This window comes from Nocardia sp. NPDC058658 (assembly GCF_042716665.1).
In the GTDB taxonomy this organism is placed as follows: Bacteria; Actinomycetota; Actinomycetes; order Mycobacteriales; family Mycobacteriaceae; genus Nocardia.
Window position 1 is genome coordinate 137,871 of sequence record NZ_JBHXRR010000004.1, and the last position, 16,463, is coordinate 154,333.

Annotated in this window: 1 protein-coding gene; it reads left to right on the plus strand. The window is 67.5% G+C overall.

The annotated features are described in order from the left end of the window. Positions 1-170: 170 nt before the first annotated feature. On the plus strand, positions 171-16,463 hold the full coding sequence (locus ACFWUP_RS09660; RefSeq protein WP_379232567.1) for a hypothetical protein: 16,293 nt from the start codon (positions 171-173) through the stop codon (positions 16,461-16,463).

A 16,463-nucleotide genomic window follows, 5' to 3' on the forward strand; every position in this document is an offset into this window, starting at 1 on the left:
GGAGGGCTGCTGTTACCGCTTCGCGGGGGATCGTCGGGCCGATCCCCTATTCCCAGCCGATCCCCTAATAAACATTCCCGACCAGATGCGGGGGTTCGCCCCGTTACGGGCCGGTGGCCTCCCGCCATAGCGTCGATGCATCGTGCCGATTCACGAAGGAGCTGATTTCGATGACCACACCCATGGAGAACGCGATCCTGCAGTTCATTCTCGATCTGCTGCGCGACCCCAAGGCCGCCGCGGCCTACTGCAACGCGCCGGACAAGGTCATCGAACAGGCCCAACTGTGCGCGACTCCGCAGTACATCGCTGCCTGCGCGCCGATGGTGGCGCGCTCGGTCTGTGACGGTGGCGGGGCGCCGCTGCGGGGGATCGTCGGGGCGGGCAACGGAGGATACGGCGCGGGTGGGGGGTTCGGGGCCGGTCGATTCGGTGCGGCCGGCGGTGGCGGTGGTGCCGCAGCGTATGGGGCAGGGCCCGCGATGTTCTTCGGCGGGCCGGGGCGTTGGTTCGGGCCGGGTGGGCCCGGTGGTGGTGGATGGGGCCCCGGTGGGGGTAATGGTGGCGCAGGTGGTGGTGGCCGCGGTGGTAACGGTGGTGGCGGCAACGGTGGCAATGGTGGTGGCGGCAACGGGGGTAATGGTGGTGGCGGAAATGGTGGGCCCGGGGGCCCGGGTGGACCCGGTGGGAACAACGGTGGTGGCGGCAACGGTGGCAACGGTGGCAACAACACCAACAGCGGCAACACGACCAACACCAACAGCGGCAACACCACGAACAATCAGGGCAACGGCGACAACGAGATCTTCAGCCCCGACATCCTCACCGGCGATCCGATCAGCAACGTGCTCAACGGCAGCCCGATCGGCAACGTGCTCAACGGTGGTATCGGCAACCTCGGTGACGTAGGCAATCTCGGCGACGTCGGCAATCTGGGCGACACCCTCAACGAGGTCGTCAGCATCGGCAACGTCGGCGACACCCTCAACGATGTCGGCAACTTGACCAACGCGGTCGGCGACATCTCCGGCCTCGGCAACGTGGCCAACCTGACCAACACGCTCGGCGACCTCGGCGACGTGACCAACACGCTCGGCAACCTGGGCGACGTCGGCAACCTCACCAACACGCTCGGCGACCTCACCAACGTCGGCCAGCTCGGCGACCTCACCAACACCGTCGGCAACCTCGGCGACATCACCGGGCTCGGCGACGTGATCGGCGGCGGCAACACCCTCGGCGACGTCACCAACCTGGTGAGCGGCGCCAACATCGGCGACCTGGTCGGCGGCAACACCGTCGGCGACGTGACCAATCTGATCAGCGGCGCCAACATCGGCGACATCGCCGGCCTCGCAAACGGCAGCACCCTCGGCGACATCACCGGCATCGACGCGTTCAACGAAGCCGCCCAGATCGCCGCCGACATGACCGACGCGTTCAACGCCGTCCAGATCGGCGACGCCCTCATCGGCAACCTCACCGCCCCCGTCTCGGTGGTGTCCGGGTCGCTCGGCGGCGTGAGCGGCGTCCTCAACGGAATCAGCCCGATCAGCAACGTACTCAACGACTTCGGCGACGTCAGCCACGTCATCGAGGAACTGGCGTTCGGCGACTTCATCCAGACGCTCAACAATGTGGGCAACGTCGGCGACGTGATCGGTTCCGCCGGCGACATCAGCGGTGTCGGCGACGTACTCGGCGGCATCACCAACGTGGGCGATGTGCTCGGCAACGTCGCCTCCGTCGGGGACGTGACCGACCTCGGTGGCATTACCGGAATCGGTTCTGCCGGAGACATTCTCAGCAACGTCGGATCCGTCAGCAACGTAATCCGAGATGCGAATATCGGGGACGTGACCGACCTGGTCGATGCCGGGTCGGTTGGTGATGTGCTGGGTGGGGTCACCAATATCGGGTCGCTCGGAGACGTGACCAACTTCGGCGATGTGCTCGGGGATATCACCAACACCGGCGGCGTGGTGAACGGTGTCGGTGATGTGAGCAATGTTGTCGGCGACGTGCTCGGCGGAGTCACCAATGTCGGTTCGGTGGGCGACATCACCGACCTCGACGCGGTCAGCAATGTGCTCAACGGCGCGGGATCTGTCGGGGATGTCAGCAATGTGGTCGGTGATGTCGTCAGCGGTGCCACGAATGTCGGCTCGGTGGGCGACGTGCTCTCGAACGTGACCAACACCGGCGACATCGTCGGCGACCTCACCAACGTCGGCTCCGTCGGCGACGTGCTCGGCGGCATCACCGACATCGACACCGGCACCGTCGGTGACGTGCTCAACGGGACGGGTTCGGTCGGCGATGTCACCGATGTTCTCAACGGCTCGACCGTCGGCGACGTGTTGTCCAACAGCGGGGACGTGATCGGCAATGTCGGCTCGATCGGCGACGTCACCGACGTGCTCAATGGCGACGTGACCGACGTGGTCAGCAACGTCGGCTCGATCGGTGACCTGACAAACGTCCTCAACGACGCTGCCGTGATCGGCGACATCACCAACGGCAACGTCGGCGACCTGACCAACGCCGTCACCGGCATCGGCGCCATCGGCGACATCACTAACGTGGCAGGCGATATCGGCTCGGTCGGCGACGTCACCGAGGTACTCAGCAACGTGGGCTCCGTCGGCGACGTGAGCAACGTGGTCGGCGACGTGAGCAATGTGGCAGGCAACATCGGCGACGTCACCGACGTGCTCAACGGCGCGGGCTCGATCACCGATATCACCGGCGTCGCAGGCGATCTCACCAACACCGGCGACATCGGCAGCATCACCGGTGACCTCGTCGACGGCGGTATCAGCAACGTGACCGGCGACATCGGCATCGGCGACGTGACCGACGTACTGAACGGCGCGGGCTCGGTCACCGACGTGGTCGGCGACGTCAGCAACATCGGCTCCGTCACGGACGTGCTCAACGGGGCCGGCTCGATCAGCGACGTGACCAACACCGTCGGCGACACCCTCAACGGGGCAGGCGCGATCAGCAGTGTGGTCGGCGACGTCACCAACGCGACGGGCGACATCGGTTCGATCGGCGACATCAGCAATGTCGCAGGCAACGTGACCGACGTGCTCAACGGCGCAGGCTCGGTCGGCGACGTGACCAATGTGGTCGGCTCGGTGGTAGGCGATGTGGGCTCGGTCGGCGACGTGACCGACACGGTGACCGGCATCGGCTCCGTCGGCGACGTGATCGGCGACCTGACAGATGTCGGCAATATCGGCGGCGACGTGACCGACGTGATCGGCGACCTCACGAACGTGGGCAGCGTCGGCGGCGACGTGACCGATGTGGTCGGCGGGATCGGCAATGTCAGCGATGTCGTCGGCGACCTCACCGACGTCGGCAATGTGGGCAACGTCGTGGGCTCGGTCGGCGACGTAACCCAGAACATCGGCTCGATCGGCAGCGTCGTAGGCGACGTGACCGGTGTCGGTGGCTCGGTCGGCGACGTGATCTCGGGCGTCGGTTCGGTCGGCGACATCGGCTCGGTCGGCGACGTGGTCGCCGGTGTCGGTTCGATCGGCGATGTGAGCAACGTGGTCGGCGATATCGGTTCCGTCAGCGACGTCCTCGACGGTGGCATCGGCTCCGTCGGCGATATCACGCAGTCGGTCGGCTCGATCGGCGACATCACCGGCATCGCGGGCTCGGTCGGCGAATTCACCGGGGTAGCAGGCGATCTCACCGGCGTGGCCGGCGACCTCGGTTCGATCGGCGATGTGAGCAACGTCGTCGGCGACGTGGTCGGCGGCGATGTGAGCGGCGTAGCGGGCGACCTGACCAACACGATCGGTGACCTCACCGCGGTCGGCGGCGACCTCGGCTCGATCAGCGACGTGACCGGCGTAGCGGGCGACCTCACCGGCGTGGCTGGCGACCTGACCGGAATCACCGGCGGCATCTCCGGCGTAACGGGCGATGTCATCGGCACGGTCGGCGACATCACCGGCGTCGGCGGCGACCTGGGTTCCGTCGGCGACGTCCTCGGTTCGGTAGGCGACATCACCGGAATCGCCGGTTCGGTCGGCGAGGTAACCGGCGTCGCAGGCGATCTGACGAACACCTTCGGCGACCTCACCAACACCGTCGGCTCGGTCGGCGACGTGACCGGCGTAGCGGGCGACCTGGTCGGCTCCGTCGGCGACGTATCCGGTGTCGCTGGCGACGTGGTCGGTTCCGTAGGCGACATCTCCGGCGTAGCGGGCGATCTCACCGGTGTAGCAGGCGATTTCACCGGTATAGCTGGCGACGTGCTCGGCACCGTCGGCTCGGTCGGCGACCTGACCGGCGTAGCAGGCGACCTCACCGACATCGGCTCGATCGGTGACCTGACCGGTGTGGCGGGCGACCTGACCAACACCGTCGGTTCCGTGGGCGACATCACCGATATCACCGGTGTCGCAGGCGATCTGACCAACACAGTCGGCTCGGTGGGTGACATCGCCGGTGTAGCGGGCGACCTCACCGGCGTGGCAGGCGACCTGACCGGCGTAGCAGGCGACCTCACCAACACCGTTGGCTCCGTGGGCGATTGGACCAACACTGTCGGCGACGTAACGGGCGTGGGCGGCGACCTGCTCGGCACCGTCACCGGCACAGTCGGCTCCATCGGTGATGTGACCGGCGTCGCCGGTGACCTGACCAATTCCGTCGGCGACATCTCCGGCGTCGCAGGAGACCTCACACAAACCGTCGGCGACGTGACCGGCGTCGCGGGCGACCTGACCAACACCATCGGCTCGGTAGGCGACATCGCGGGCGGCCTGACTGGTGTGGCGGGCGACGTCACCGGAATCGCCGGTTCGGTCGGCGAAGTGACCAACTCGATCGGCGACGTCTCCGGCGTGGCGGGCGATCTCACCAACTCCGTCGGTGACTTCACCGGTGTAGCAGGCGATCTCACCAATTCGATCAGTGGAATCACCGGCGACCTCACCGGCGTGGGCGGCGACCTCTCCGGAGTCACCGGCGACGTGACCGGTGTCGCGGGCAATCTCACCAACACCGTCGGCTCGGTAGGCGACATCGCGGGCGGCCTGACCGGTGTGGCGGGCGACGTCACCGGAATCGCCGGCTCGGTCGGCGAAGTGACCAACACGATCAGCGACATCACCAGCATGACGGGCGACATCACCGGCATCACGGGCGACATCACCGGCATGACGGGCGACATCACGGGCGTAGCGGGCGACCTGACCGGCACTGTCGGCTCCATCGGCGACGTGACCGGCGTCGCGGGCGACCTGGTCGGCTCGATCAGCGACGTGAGCGGTGTGGCGGGCGACCTCACGAACACCGTCGGTTCGGTCGGTGACATCGCGGGCGTGGCGGGCGACATCACCGGTGTCGCGGGCGACCTCACGAATTCCACGACCGGCGTCGCGGGCGATGTCGGCAGCGTCGTCGGCTCGGTCGGCGACGTCACCGGCGTTGCCGGTGACCTGACCAACACCGTTGGGTCCGTGGGTGATTGGACAAACACGGTCGGCAACCTCACCAACACCGTGGGTGATGTATCGGGCGTAGCGGGCGATCTCACCCAGTCGGTGGGCGATGTGTCCGGCGTCGCGGGCGACCTGACCGGCACCGTCGGCTCCATCGGCGACGTGACCGGCGTCGCAGGCGATGTGCTCGGTTCGGTCGGTGATGTGACAGGCGTAGCCGGCGGCATCTCGGGCGTGGCGGGCGATCTCACCAATTCGATCACCGATATCAGCGGTGTCGCCGGCGATTTCACCGGCGTGGCAGGCGATCTCACCCAGACCGTCGGTTCGATCAGCGACGTGACCGGCGTCGCGGGCGACCTCGTCGGTTCGGTCGGCGACGTTTCCGGCGTGGCAGGCGGCATCTCCGGTGTGGCCGGTGACCTGACGAACACGGTCGGCTCGATCAGCGAGGTGACGGGAGTCGCCGGCGACCTCGTCGGTTCCGTCGGCGACGTTTCCGGCGTGGCGGGCGATCTGACGAACACGGTCGGCTCGGTCGGCGACGTGACCGGCGTCGCGGGTGATCTCACCCAGACCGTCGGCGATGTGACCGGAACCGTTGGCTCCGTGGGCGATTGGACCAACACGGTCGGAAACCTGACCCAGTCCATCGGAGACGTATCCGGTGTCGCCGGCGACCTGACCGGCGTGGCGGGCGACCTGACCCAAACAGTGGGCTCGATCGGCGACGTGACAGGCGTGGCCGGTGATCTCACGCAGACTGTCGGTTCGATCAGCGACGTAACCGGTGTCGCGGGCGACGTACTCGGCTCCGTCGGCGACGTCACCGGAACGGTTGGTTCCGTGGGCGATTGGACCAACACGGTCGGAGACGTCACCAACGCCATCGGCTCGGTCGGCGACGTGACGAACACCGTCGGCGACCTGACCGGCGTCGCGGGCGACTTGACCAACACTGTCGGTTCGATCAGCGACGTGACGGGCGTGGCGGGCGACCTCACGCAGACCGTTGGTTCGATCAGCGACGTGACCGGTGTCGCCGGTGACCTCACAGGGGTGGCGGGTGACCTGACACAGACTGTCGGTTCGATCAGCGACGTCACCGGTGTGGCGGGCGATCTGACCAACACGGTTGGTTCGATCAGCGACGTAACGGGCGTAGCGGGCGACCTGACCCAGACCGTCGGTTCGATCAGTGACGTGACCGGTGTTGCCGGCGACCTCACAGGTGTTGCCGGCGACCTGACGCAGACCGTCGGCTCGGTCGGCGACCTCACGAATTCCGTCGGTGACCTCACTGGCATCGCAGGTGACCTCACGGGTGTGGCGGGCGACCTGACCGGCACAGCCGGTTCGATCGGCGACGTGACAGGCGTGGCCGGTGATCTCACGCAGACTGTCGGTTCCATCAGCGACGTCACGAATACCGTTGGCGATCTGACCGGTGTCGCGGGCGACCTCGGCTCCATCGGCGACGTCACAGGCATCGCCGGTGATCTGACCCAGACCGTCGGTTCGATCAGTGACGTGACAGGCGTGGCAGGCGATCTCACCCAGACCGTCGGTTCGATCAGCGACGTGACCGGCATCGCGGGCGATCTGACGAACACCGTCGGCTCGATCGGAGATCTCACCGCGGTCGGCGGTGACCTGATCGGCGAGGCGACCGGGGTGGCAGGCGATTTGACCAACACGGTCGGCTCGATCAGCGACGTGACGGGTGTCGCGGGTGATCTCACGCAGACCGTCGGTTCGATCGGAGATGTGACCGGTGTGGCCGGCGACCTCACCAACACCATCAGCTCGGGTGATCTCACCGGCATCGCGGGCGGCCTCGTCAACAACACCGGCGACCTGACCAACACCATCGGCGACGTGACCGGCGTGGCAGGTGGCCTGCTCAGCAACTCGGGCGATCTCACGGGCATCGCGGGTGACCTCACCGGGGTAGCAGGCGATCTCAGTGGCATCGGCGACGTGACGGGTGTCGGTGGCGACCTGGTCGGTGACCTGACCGGCGTCGCGGGTGACCTGACCGGCAATTCCGGCGACCTGACAAACACCATCGGCGATGTCACCGGCGTTGCGGGTGGCCTGCTCAGCAACTCGGGCGACTTCACCGGCATCGCGGGAGACCTGGTCGGTTCGGTCGGCGACATCACGGGCAACACCGGCGACCTGAGCGGAATCGCCGGTGACATCACCGGCGTCGCGGGTGACCTGACCGGCATCGTCGGCGACCCCAGCGGCGTCGGCGACATCACGGGCGTAGCGGGCGGCTTGATCAACGGTGACGTCACCGGCGGTCTCATCAACGGCGACGTCACCGGTGACCTGATCGACAACGCGGGCACGATCACCGGCGTCGCGGGCGGCCTCGTCAACAACACCGGCGATATCAGCGGCGTCGCGGGCGACCTGATCGGCTCGGTCGGCGATATCGGCAACAGCGGTGACCTGACCGGCATCGCAGGCGACCTGATCGACAACTCCGGTGACCTGACCGGCACCATCGGCGATCTCACCGGCATCGCGGGCGATCTCACCGGCAACAGCGGCGATCTCACCGGCATCGCGGGCGACCTTCTCGACAACTCCGGCTCGATCGGCAGCATTTCCGACAACGTCGACGACCTGGTCTTCTCGGTCGGCGACTGGACCAACTCGGTCGGCGACGTCACCGGTATCGCGGGCGATCTCACGGGAGTCGCCGGCGGGCTGATCAACAACACGGGCGATATCAGTGGCATCGCGGGCGACTTGACCGGCGTCGCAGGCGGTTTGGTCAACGGCGATGTGATCGGCGACTTGACCGGCAACTCCGGCGACATCATCGGCGACCTCACCAACACCGGCGACCTGACCGGCGGCCTCGTCAACGGAGACCTGCTCAGCGACATCACCGGCAACTCCGGCGATCTGACCAACGTGGTCGGCTCCATCACCAACAACGGCGATCTCGCGGGCGTCGCAGGCGGAATCCTCAACGGCGACATCACCGGCGCCCTCGTCGACGGCGACCTGACCGGCATCGCCGGCGGCCTCGTGAACGGCGACGTACTCAGCGACGTCACCAACAGCGGTGATATCGGCGGCGTGATCGGCACGGTCGGTGACATCACCGGCAACAGCGGCGACCTGACGGGCGACCTGCTGGACAACTCGGGCGACATCGGTGGCGTGGTCGGTGACATCACCAACTCCGGCGACATCGGTGGCCTGATCGGTTCGGTCGGCGACATCACCAACAACGGCGATATCGCCGGCGTAGCAGGAGGACTCGTGAACAACACCGGAGACATCGTCGGTGACATCACCGGCAACAGCGGAGACCTGACCGGCATCGCGGGTGGCCTGATCAACGGCGACGTCACCGGCGTAGCGGGCGACCTGGTCGACAACTCGGGCACCCTGGTCGGCGACCTCGTCGACAATTCCGGCGACATCGGCGGCGTAGTCGGCGACATCACCAACACCGGCGACCTGCTCAGCGACATCACCGGCAACACCGGCGACCTGACCGGCATCGCAGGCGATATGAGTGGCGTCGCGGGCGGCCTCGTCAACGGCGATCTCACCGGCATCGCAGGCGGTTTGGTCAACGGCGACGTCACCGGCATCGCGGGCGACCTGCTGAACAACTCCGGTGACATCGGCGGCGTCCTCAGCGACATCACCAACACCGGTGACCTGACCGGCATCGCGGGCGGGCTGGTGAACGGCGACTTCACCGGCGATCTGATCGACGGCGGCCTGACCGGCATCGCAGGCGGCCTCGTGAACGGCGATATCGCCGGTGACCTGCTCGATAACTCGGGTGACCTGACCGGTGTCGCTGGTGATCTGACCGCAGGACTCGTCAACGGCGACCTGGTCGGTGACATCACCAACACCGGCAACCTGGTCGGCGATCTGACCGGTGTCGCGGGCGGCCTCGTCAACGGTGACATCACCGGTGATCTGATCGACGGTGACATCACCGGCGTAGCGGGGGATCTCGCCGGAGTGGCGGGCGGCCTGGTGAACGGCGACGTGATCGGCGACATCACCAATGGCGACTTCACCGGCATCGCAGGTGGCCTCATCTCCAACACCGGCGACATCACCGGCGACCTCATCGACGGCGACGTGACCGGCGACCTGATCGACGGCGGCCTCACCGGCATCGCGGGCGGCTTGGTGAACGGTGACATCACGGGCGATCTGCTCGACGTGACCGGCGTGGCGGGCGATCTCACCGGTGTCGCGGGCGGCCTCGTGAACGGTGACATCACCGGCGATCTGCTCGACAACTCCGGCGACATCGGCGGCTTGGTCGGCTCGATCACCGACAACGACATCGCCGGTGTCGCGGGCGGAATCCTCAACGGCGACATCACCGGCGTGGCGGGCGATCTGACCGGCGGCCTCGTGAACGGCGACCTCATCGATGGCGACTTGACCGGCGTGGCAGGCGATCTCACCGCGGGCCTGGTGAACGGCGGCCTGACCGGCGTCGCGGGCGATCTCACCGGCGGCCTGGTGAACGGCGACATCACCGGCGTGGCAGGCGACTTGACCAACGGTCTGGTCAACGGTGACATCACCGGCGACCTCCTCGACAACTCCGGCGACATCGGCGGCCTCGTCGGTTCGATCACCGACAACGACATCACCGGCGGCCTCGTCAACGGCGACCTGACGGGTGTGGCCGGTGGAATCCTCAACGGCGACATCGTCGGTGACCTGACCGACGTCGGTTCGATCGGCGACATCACGGGCGACCTCGTGGACGGTGACATCACCGGCGGCCTTATCAACGGCGATGCCTTCAACGACATCACCGGTGTCGCGGGTGGCCTGGTCAACGGGGATGTGACCGGCGATCTGCTCGATGTCGGCAACGTGACCGGCGACCTCGTCGGCGGTGACCTGACCGGTGTCGCCGGCGGAATCCTCAACGGCGACATCGTCGGCGATGTCACCGAAAACGGTGTCCTCACAGGCGATTTCCTCAACGACCTCTCGGCGGCCACCGGCGGCGTGGTCAACGGTGACATCCTCAGCGACATCACCGGTGCCGCGGGCGGTGTCGTCAACGGCGACATCACCGACAACGACATCGCCGGCCTGATCAATGGCGACGTCCTCAGCGGCATCAGCGACAACGAGCTCACCGGTGACCTCGTCGAGAACGTCGGCAACGTGACCAACACCGGCGACATCGCGAACCTCATCGGCCTCACGGGTCTGGCCGCGGCGGTCACCGGCATCGGCGGCGACTTCATCGGCGGCGACCTGATCGGCGGCATCGACCTGGCAGGCCTCGCGAGCGACCTGTTCGACAACTCCGGCGATATCACCGGCGTCGCAGGCGGCCTCGTCAACGGCGACGTCCTCAGCAACATCACCGACAACGACTTCGTCGGCGGCGTCCTCAACGGCGACATCACCAACACCGGCGACATCGGCAACCTGGTCGGCGACCTCACGAATACCGGCGACATCGGCGGCGTGGTCGGCGACATCACCGGCGGTGACCTCACCGGGATCGGCGACATCACCGGCGTCGCAGGCGGAATCCTCGACGGCGACCTGACGAACGTCGGCGCGATCGGTGATATCACCGGCGGCCTGGTCGGCGGCGATGTAGTCGGTGACATCACGGGTGGTCTCGTCAACGGCGACGTTGTCGGTGACATCACGGGTGGTCTCGTCAACGGCGACGTTGTCGATGACATCACCGGTGGTCTCGTCGGTGGCGACCTGGTTGGCGATATCACCGGAGACCTTGTTGATGGCGGCGTGGTCGGTGACATCACGGGCGGCCTGGTCGGTGGTGACCTGGTCGGCGACCTGACGAATGTCGGCACTGTCGGTGACATCACCGGCGGCCTCGTCGGTGGCGACCTGGTCGGCGATCTGACCGGAGTCGCGGGCGACCTCAACGGCGTCGGCGACATCCTCGACGGCGACTTCACCAACGTCGGCAACCTGACCGGCATCGCAGGCGACCTGACGAACGTCGGCAACATCGGTGATGTAACCGGTGGCCTCGTCGGTGGCGACCTGGTCGGCGACGTGACCGGCGACCTGATCGACAATTCGATCGGTGATGTAACCGGAGGCCTGGTCGGCGGCGACCTGGTCGGCGATCTGACCGGAGTCGCAGGTGACCTCAACGGCATCGGCGACATCACCGGCGACCTCTTCGACGGTGACCTCACCGACGTCGGCAACCTGACCGGCATCGCAGGCGACCTGACGAACGTGGGCAACATCGGCGACGTGACCGGCGACCTCACCAACGTCGGCAACATCAGCGACCTCACCGCCGGCCTGATCAATGGCGACGTGACCGGCGATCTCCTCGACGTCGGCGCCGTCGGCGACATCCTGAGCGGCGACCTCTCCAACACCATCGGCGACATCACCACAGACCCGAGCGGTGCCCTCATCGGCTCCATCGGCGACCTGACCGGTGTCGGCGGCGACCTGACCGGAATCAATGACGTGACCGGCATTGCCGGTGACCTGACCAGCACGGTGGGCGACATGACGGGACCTCTGAGCGGCAACGACATCACAGGCACGATCGGCGACATCACCGGGATCATCGGCGGCGATAGTGGCGGCGGGGGAGGTGTCGGTGGCGGCACCGGCGGTCTTCTGGGCGACATCACCTGGGTCGGTGACGTGACGGGCGTGGCGGGCGACCTGTCCGGCATCACCGATTCCTTCAGCGACGTGACCGCGGTCTTCGGCGACTGGTCGAACATGATCGGCGACGTCGGCGGCACCTTCGGCGACCTGACCGGCACCTTCGGTGACCTGAACGTGGGCGATCTGGTGGGCGATGTCGCGGGCGTCTCCGGCGACTGGTCGGCCATGATCGCCGGCATCAGCGACAACGCGCTCGAGATCACCGGTTTCGGCAGCGGTCTGGTGAGCGACCTCGTGTCGGTCTCGGGCGACTGGAACAACACTTTCGAAGGCATCACCGGCAGCTTCGGCGACGTGGTGAACGTGGGCGGCGACCTGCTCGGCTCGGTGACCGGCATCGGCGGTTCCGTCGGCGACATCGGCGGCACCTTCGGCGACCTCACGGGTTCGCTCACCGGCATCGGCGGTTCGGTCGGCGACATCACCGGTTCGCTCACCGGCATCGGTGGCTCGGTCGGCGACATCACCGGCTCCCTCACCGGAGTCGGCGGATCGCTCACGGGTATCACCGGTTCCTTCGGCGATATCACCGGCAACCTGACCGACGTGTTCGGTGACGTGACCGGTTCGTTCGGCGACCTGACCGGCTTCGGTGGCGACATCACCGGTTTCGTCGCCGACATCACCGGTATCGGCGGTGACCTCACCGGTTCGTTCGGCGACCTGACCGGCTTCTTCGGAGACTTCACCGGTATCGCCGGTGACGTGGCCGCCTTCACCGGCGACCTGACCGGCATCGTCACCGACGTGGCCGATGTGACCGGCATCGGTGGTGACCTGATCGGCTCGGTCGGTGACCTCACCGGTGTCGGTGGCGTTGTCGGCGACGTGACCGGCTCGATCGGTGACATCAGTGGGATCGCAGGTGATGTGACTGGTGTTGCCGGTGGCATTGCGGGAGACATGACCGGGATCGTCGGCTCGATCGGCGACGTGACCGGAGTTGTAGGTGACCTTGACCTTTCTGGCATTGGGGATGTGAGTGACATGGGCGACATCAATATCGGCGGCAACAACAACATTCTGGGCGCGGGACTCAACGATGTGAACGGCATCGGCGACGACTTCGGCGGCCTTGCGAACAGCGTGGCGAGTGCCTGGGAGGACGTGCAGATCCAGGGCATCGGCGGCCAGGTCGACGAGTCGCTGAACAACTTCGGCGGCCTCGGCAACGGCGCGCTGACCGGAGCGCTGGCGGGAGGCCTGGTCGGCGGCGACCTGACCGGCATCGGCGCCCACGACGTGACCGATGTTGTCGACGTCGATGATGTCGCTTCGAATATCAACGACGTCACCGCCAACGGCATCGGCGCGGCGATCGACGAGAGCAACGTGCTCAACAACATCACCGGCGTCGGCGGTGCAGGCGGCGTCCTCAGCGGTGACGGCGGCTTGGCCGGTGCCGGTGGCCTCCTCAGCGGCAACAACGTCACCGACTTCGCCGACCTCACCGACATCACGACCAACGGCATCGGCGCGGCGATCGACGAGAGCTCGGTTCTCAACGACCTCTCGGGCAGCGGCGGCGGCATCCTTTCCGGCAATCTCACCAACCCGACCGATCTGGTCGATGTCAACGACGTGACCGCGAACGGCATCGGCGCGGCGATCGACGAGTCCCCGATCACCGGCGTGGCGGGCGGCTTGCTCTCCGGCGACGGCGGCCTGGCCGGCGCGGGCGGCATCCTCAGCGGTGACGGCGGTCTCGCCGGCGCGGGTGGTGTCTTCAACGGCAACGCCTTCGAGGACATCACCGCCAACGGCATCGGCGCGGCTGTGGACGACGTGTCGGATGTGGTCGACGGCGGCATCCTCTCCGGCAACACCTTCGAGGACATCACCACCAGCGGCATCGGCGCGGCGATCGACGAGAGCTCGGTCCTCAACGACCTCGCGGCAGGCGGTGGCATCGGCAACGGCAATGTGGTCGGCGGCATCGTCGGCGGCCTGACCGGCGACGGTGACGGTGGCCTGGCCGGTGCGGGCGGCGTGCTCAACGGCGACGGTGGCCTGCTCGGTGCGGCCGGTGTCGGCAACGATTTGCTCGCCGCGGGTGGCGACGGCGGCCTGTTCGGTGGCGCCACGGACACCACCATCAACGGCATCGGCGCGGCGATCGACGAGAGCGCGATCCTCAACAACGTCAATGTCGAGGACATCACCGGTATCGGCGGCAACGTCGACGATATGGGCGGCATCCTCAACGGCGATGGTGGTCTGGCAGGCGCGGGCGGCGTCCTCAACGGTGGCCTGCTCGGTGGCGTCACCAATACCGGCGACATCACCGGCGTCGGCGGTCTGGTCGACGGTGGCGCGGGTGGCGGCCTGGTCGGTGGCATCCTCAACGGCGCGAATTTCGAGGACATCACCACCAGCGGCATCGGCGCGGCTATCGACGAGTCCCCGATCCTCAACGACGCCGTCGACGGCGGCATCACCGGCCTGGCGGGCGGTGTCTTCAGCGGTGACTTCGAGGACATCACCACGAACGGCATCGGTGCGGCGATCGACGAATCCACCTTCACCGACCTGGTCGACGTCGAGAACATCACCGGTATCGGTGGCGCGCTCAGCGGCGACGGCGGTTTGGCCGGCGCGGGTGGCGTCTTGAACGGCGACGGTGGCCTGGCCGGCGCGGGCGGCATCCTCAACGGTGCGGCGTTCGAGGACATCACCGGCATCGGCGGCAACGTCGACGACCTGGGCGGCATCGCCAACGGCGCGGCGCTCACCGGCCTTGCGGGCGGCGTCCTGAGCGGCGACTTCGAAGACATCACCACCAATGGCATCGGTGCGGCGATCGACGAGTCCAACGTCCTCAACGACGTGCTCGACGGCGGCGTGGCCGGCGTCGGCGGCGCGGGCGGCGTCTCGGATGTGGTCGACGGCGGCGTCGCCTCCGGCCTGCTCGGTGGCGCGGTGTTCGAGGACATCACCGCCAACGGCATCGGCGCGGCGATCGACGAGTCCCCGATCCTCAACGACGCGGTCGACGACGGCGTGGTCGATGTTCTCAACGGCGCGGTGTTCCAGGACATCACCGCCAACGGCATCGGTGCCGCGATCGACCAGTCCCCGATCGGCAACGACCTGGTCGACGGCCTGATCAACGGTTCCAACTTCGAGGACATCACCGGCGTCGGCGGCAATGTCGACAGCGTCGGTGGCGTCATGAACGGCATGACCGATGTGCTCAACCCGACCGCGGTGGCCGGCCTGTTCAGCAGCGGTCTGAGCGGTTCCACCCATGACAACACCGGTTCGACGAACTCCTCGCCGTACAGCTCGGCCACTTCGGCCGCCTCCGACGGCGCGGCTTCGGCGGCCAACGCGGCCAGCGCCCTCACCGGCGCCGCGGCCACCACCGCCGGTCTGGCTGCCCTCAGCGATGACGATCTCGGCTTCGATCTGGGCAACACGTTCGACAACGCGGGTCTGGCGACCGGCCTCGGTGACCTGTCCGGCATCGCCCCGGGCGAGCCGAACCCGTCGGGTACCGGCCTGGAAACCGGTTTCGCCCCGCTCGATGCGGTGACCGGCGCCATCACCGGCGACTCGACCGGCGGCGGCATCCTCGGCGGTGTCCTCCCGACCGGCGACGCGGGACTGCCCGCAGGCGACCTCGGTGGTGTGGTCGGCGGCCTGACCGGCAACGTCCCCACCGACGGTCTGCCCACCGGCGACGGCCTCGTCCCGAGCGTCGATGTCTTCCCCGACACCGCGCACATCCTGCCCACCGACACCACCGGCGGCCTCCTCGGCGGCGCCACCGACGCGGTCGGCTCCGGTCTGGAAACCGGTTTCGGCACCGTCGACAGTGTCACCAGCGGTCTCCTCGGCGGCGACGGCGGGCTCGGTGGCGTCGTCCCGACCGACCTGAACGGTTCGGGTGCCCCCTTCGACACCACCGCCGGCCTCGGCTCCACCGTCACCGACACGGTGGGTGGCGCGACCGACACCGGCCCGCTGCCCGGCCTCGATTACACCCCGATGCCGACACCGGCCCCGACAGCTCCGGTGTACGACACCGGTGAAGCCGCAACCGGCGGACTCGCCGATACCACCGGCGCGGCGACCGGCGCGGTCACCGATACCGCGGGTGCTGCGACGGGCGGCCTGACCGACACCACCAGCGGTCTCACCGGTTCCCTGGACGGTGTGGATGTGGGCGGCGCCTTCGGTCCCGGCCTCGGCGCCACGGACACGGGCCTGCTGGGCGACTCCGGCACGACCACGCCGGACACCGATGACGGTGGCGGCCTGCTCGGTGGCGGCGGACTGCTCTGA

What these genes read in the sequence shown, in the direction of transcription:
- ACFWUP_RS09660 (WP_379232567.1), top strand. Translation starts at nt 171, where the DNA reads ATGACCACACCCATGGAGAACGCGATCCTGCAGTTCATTCTCGATCTG.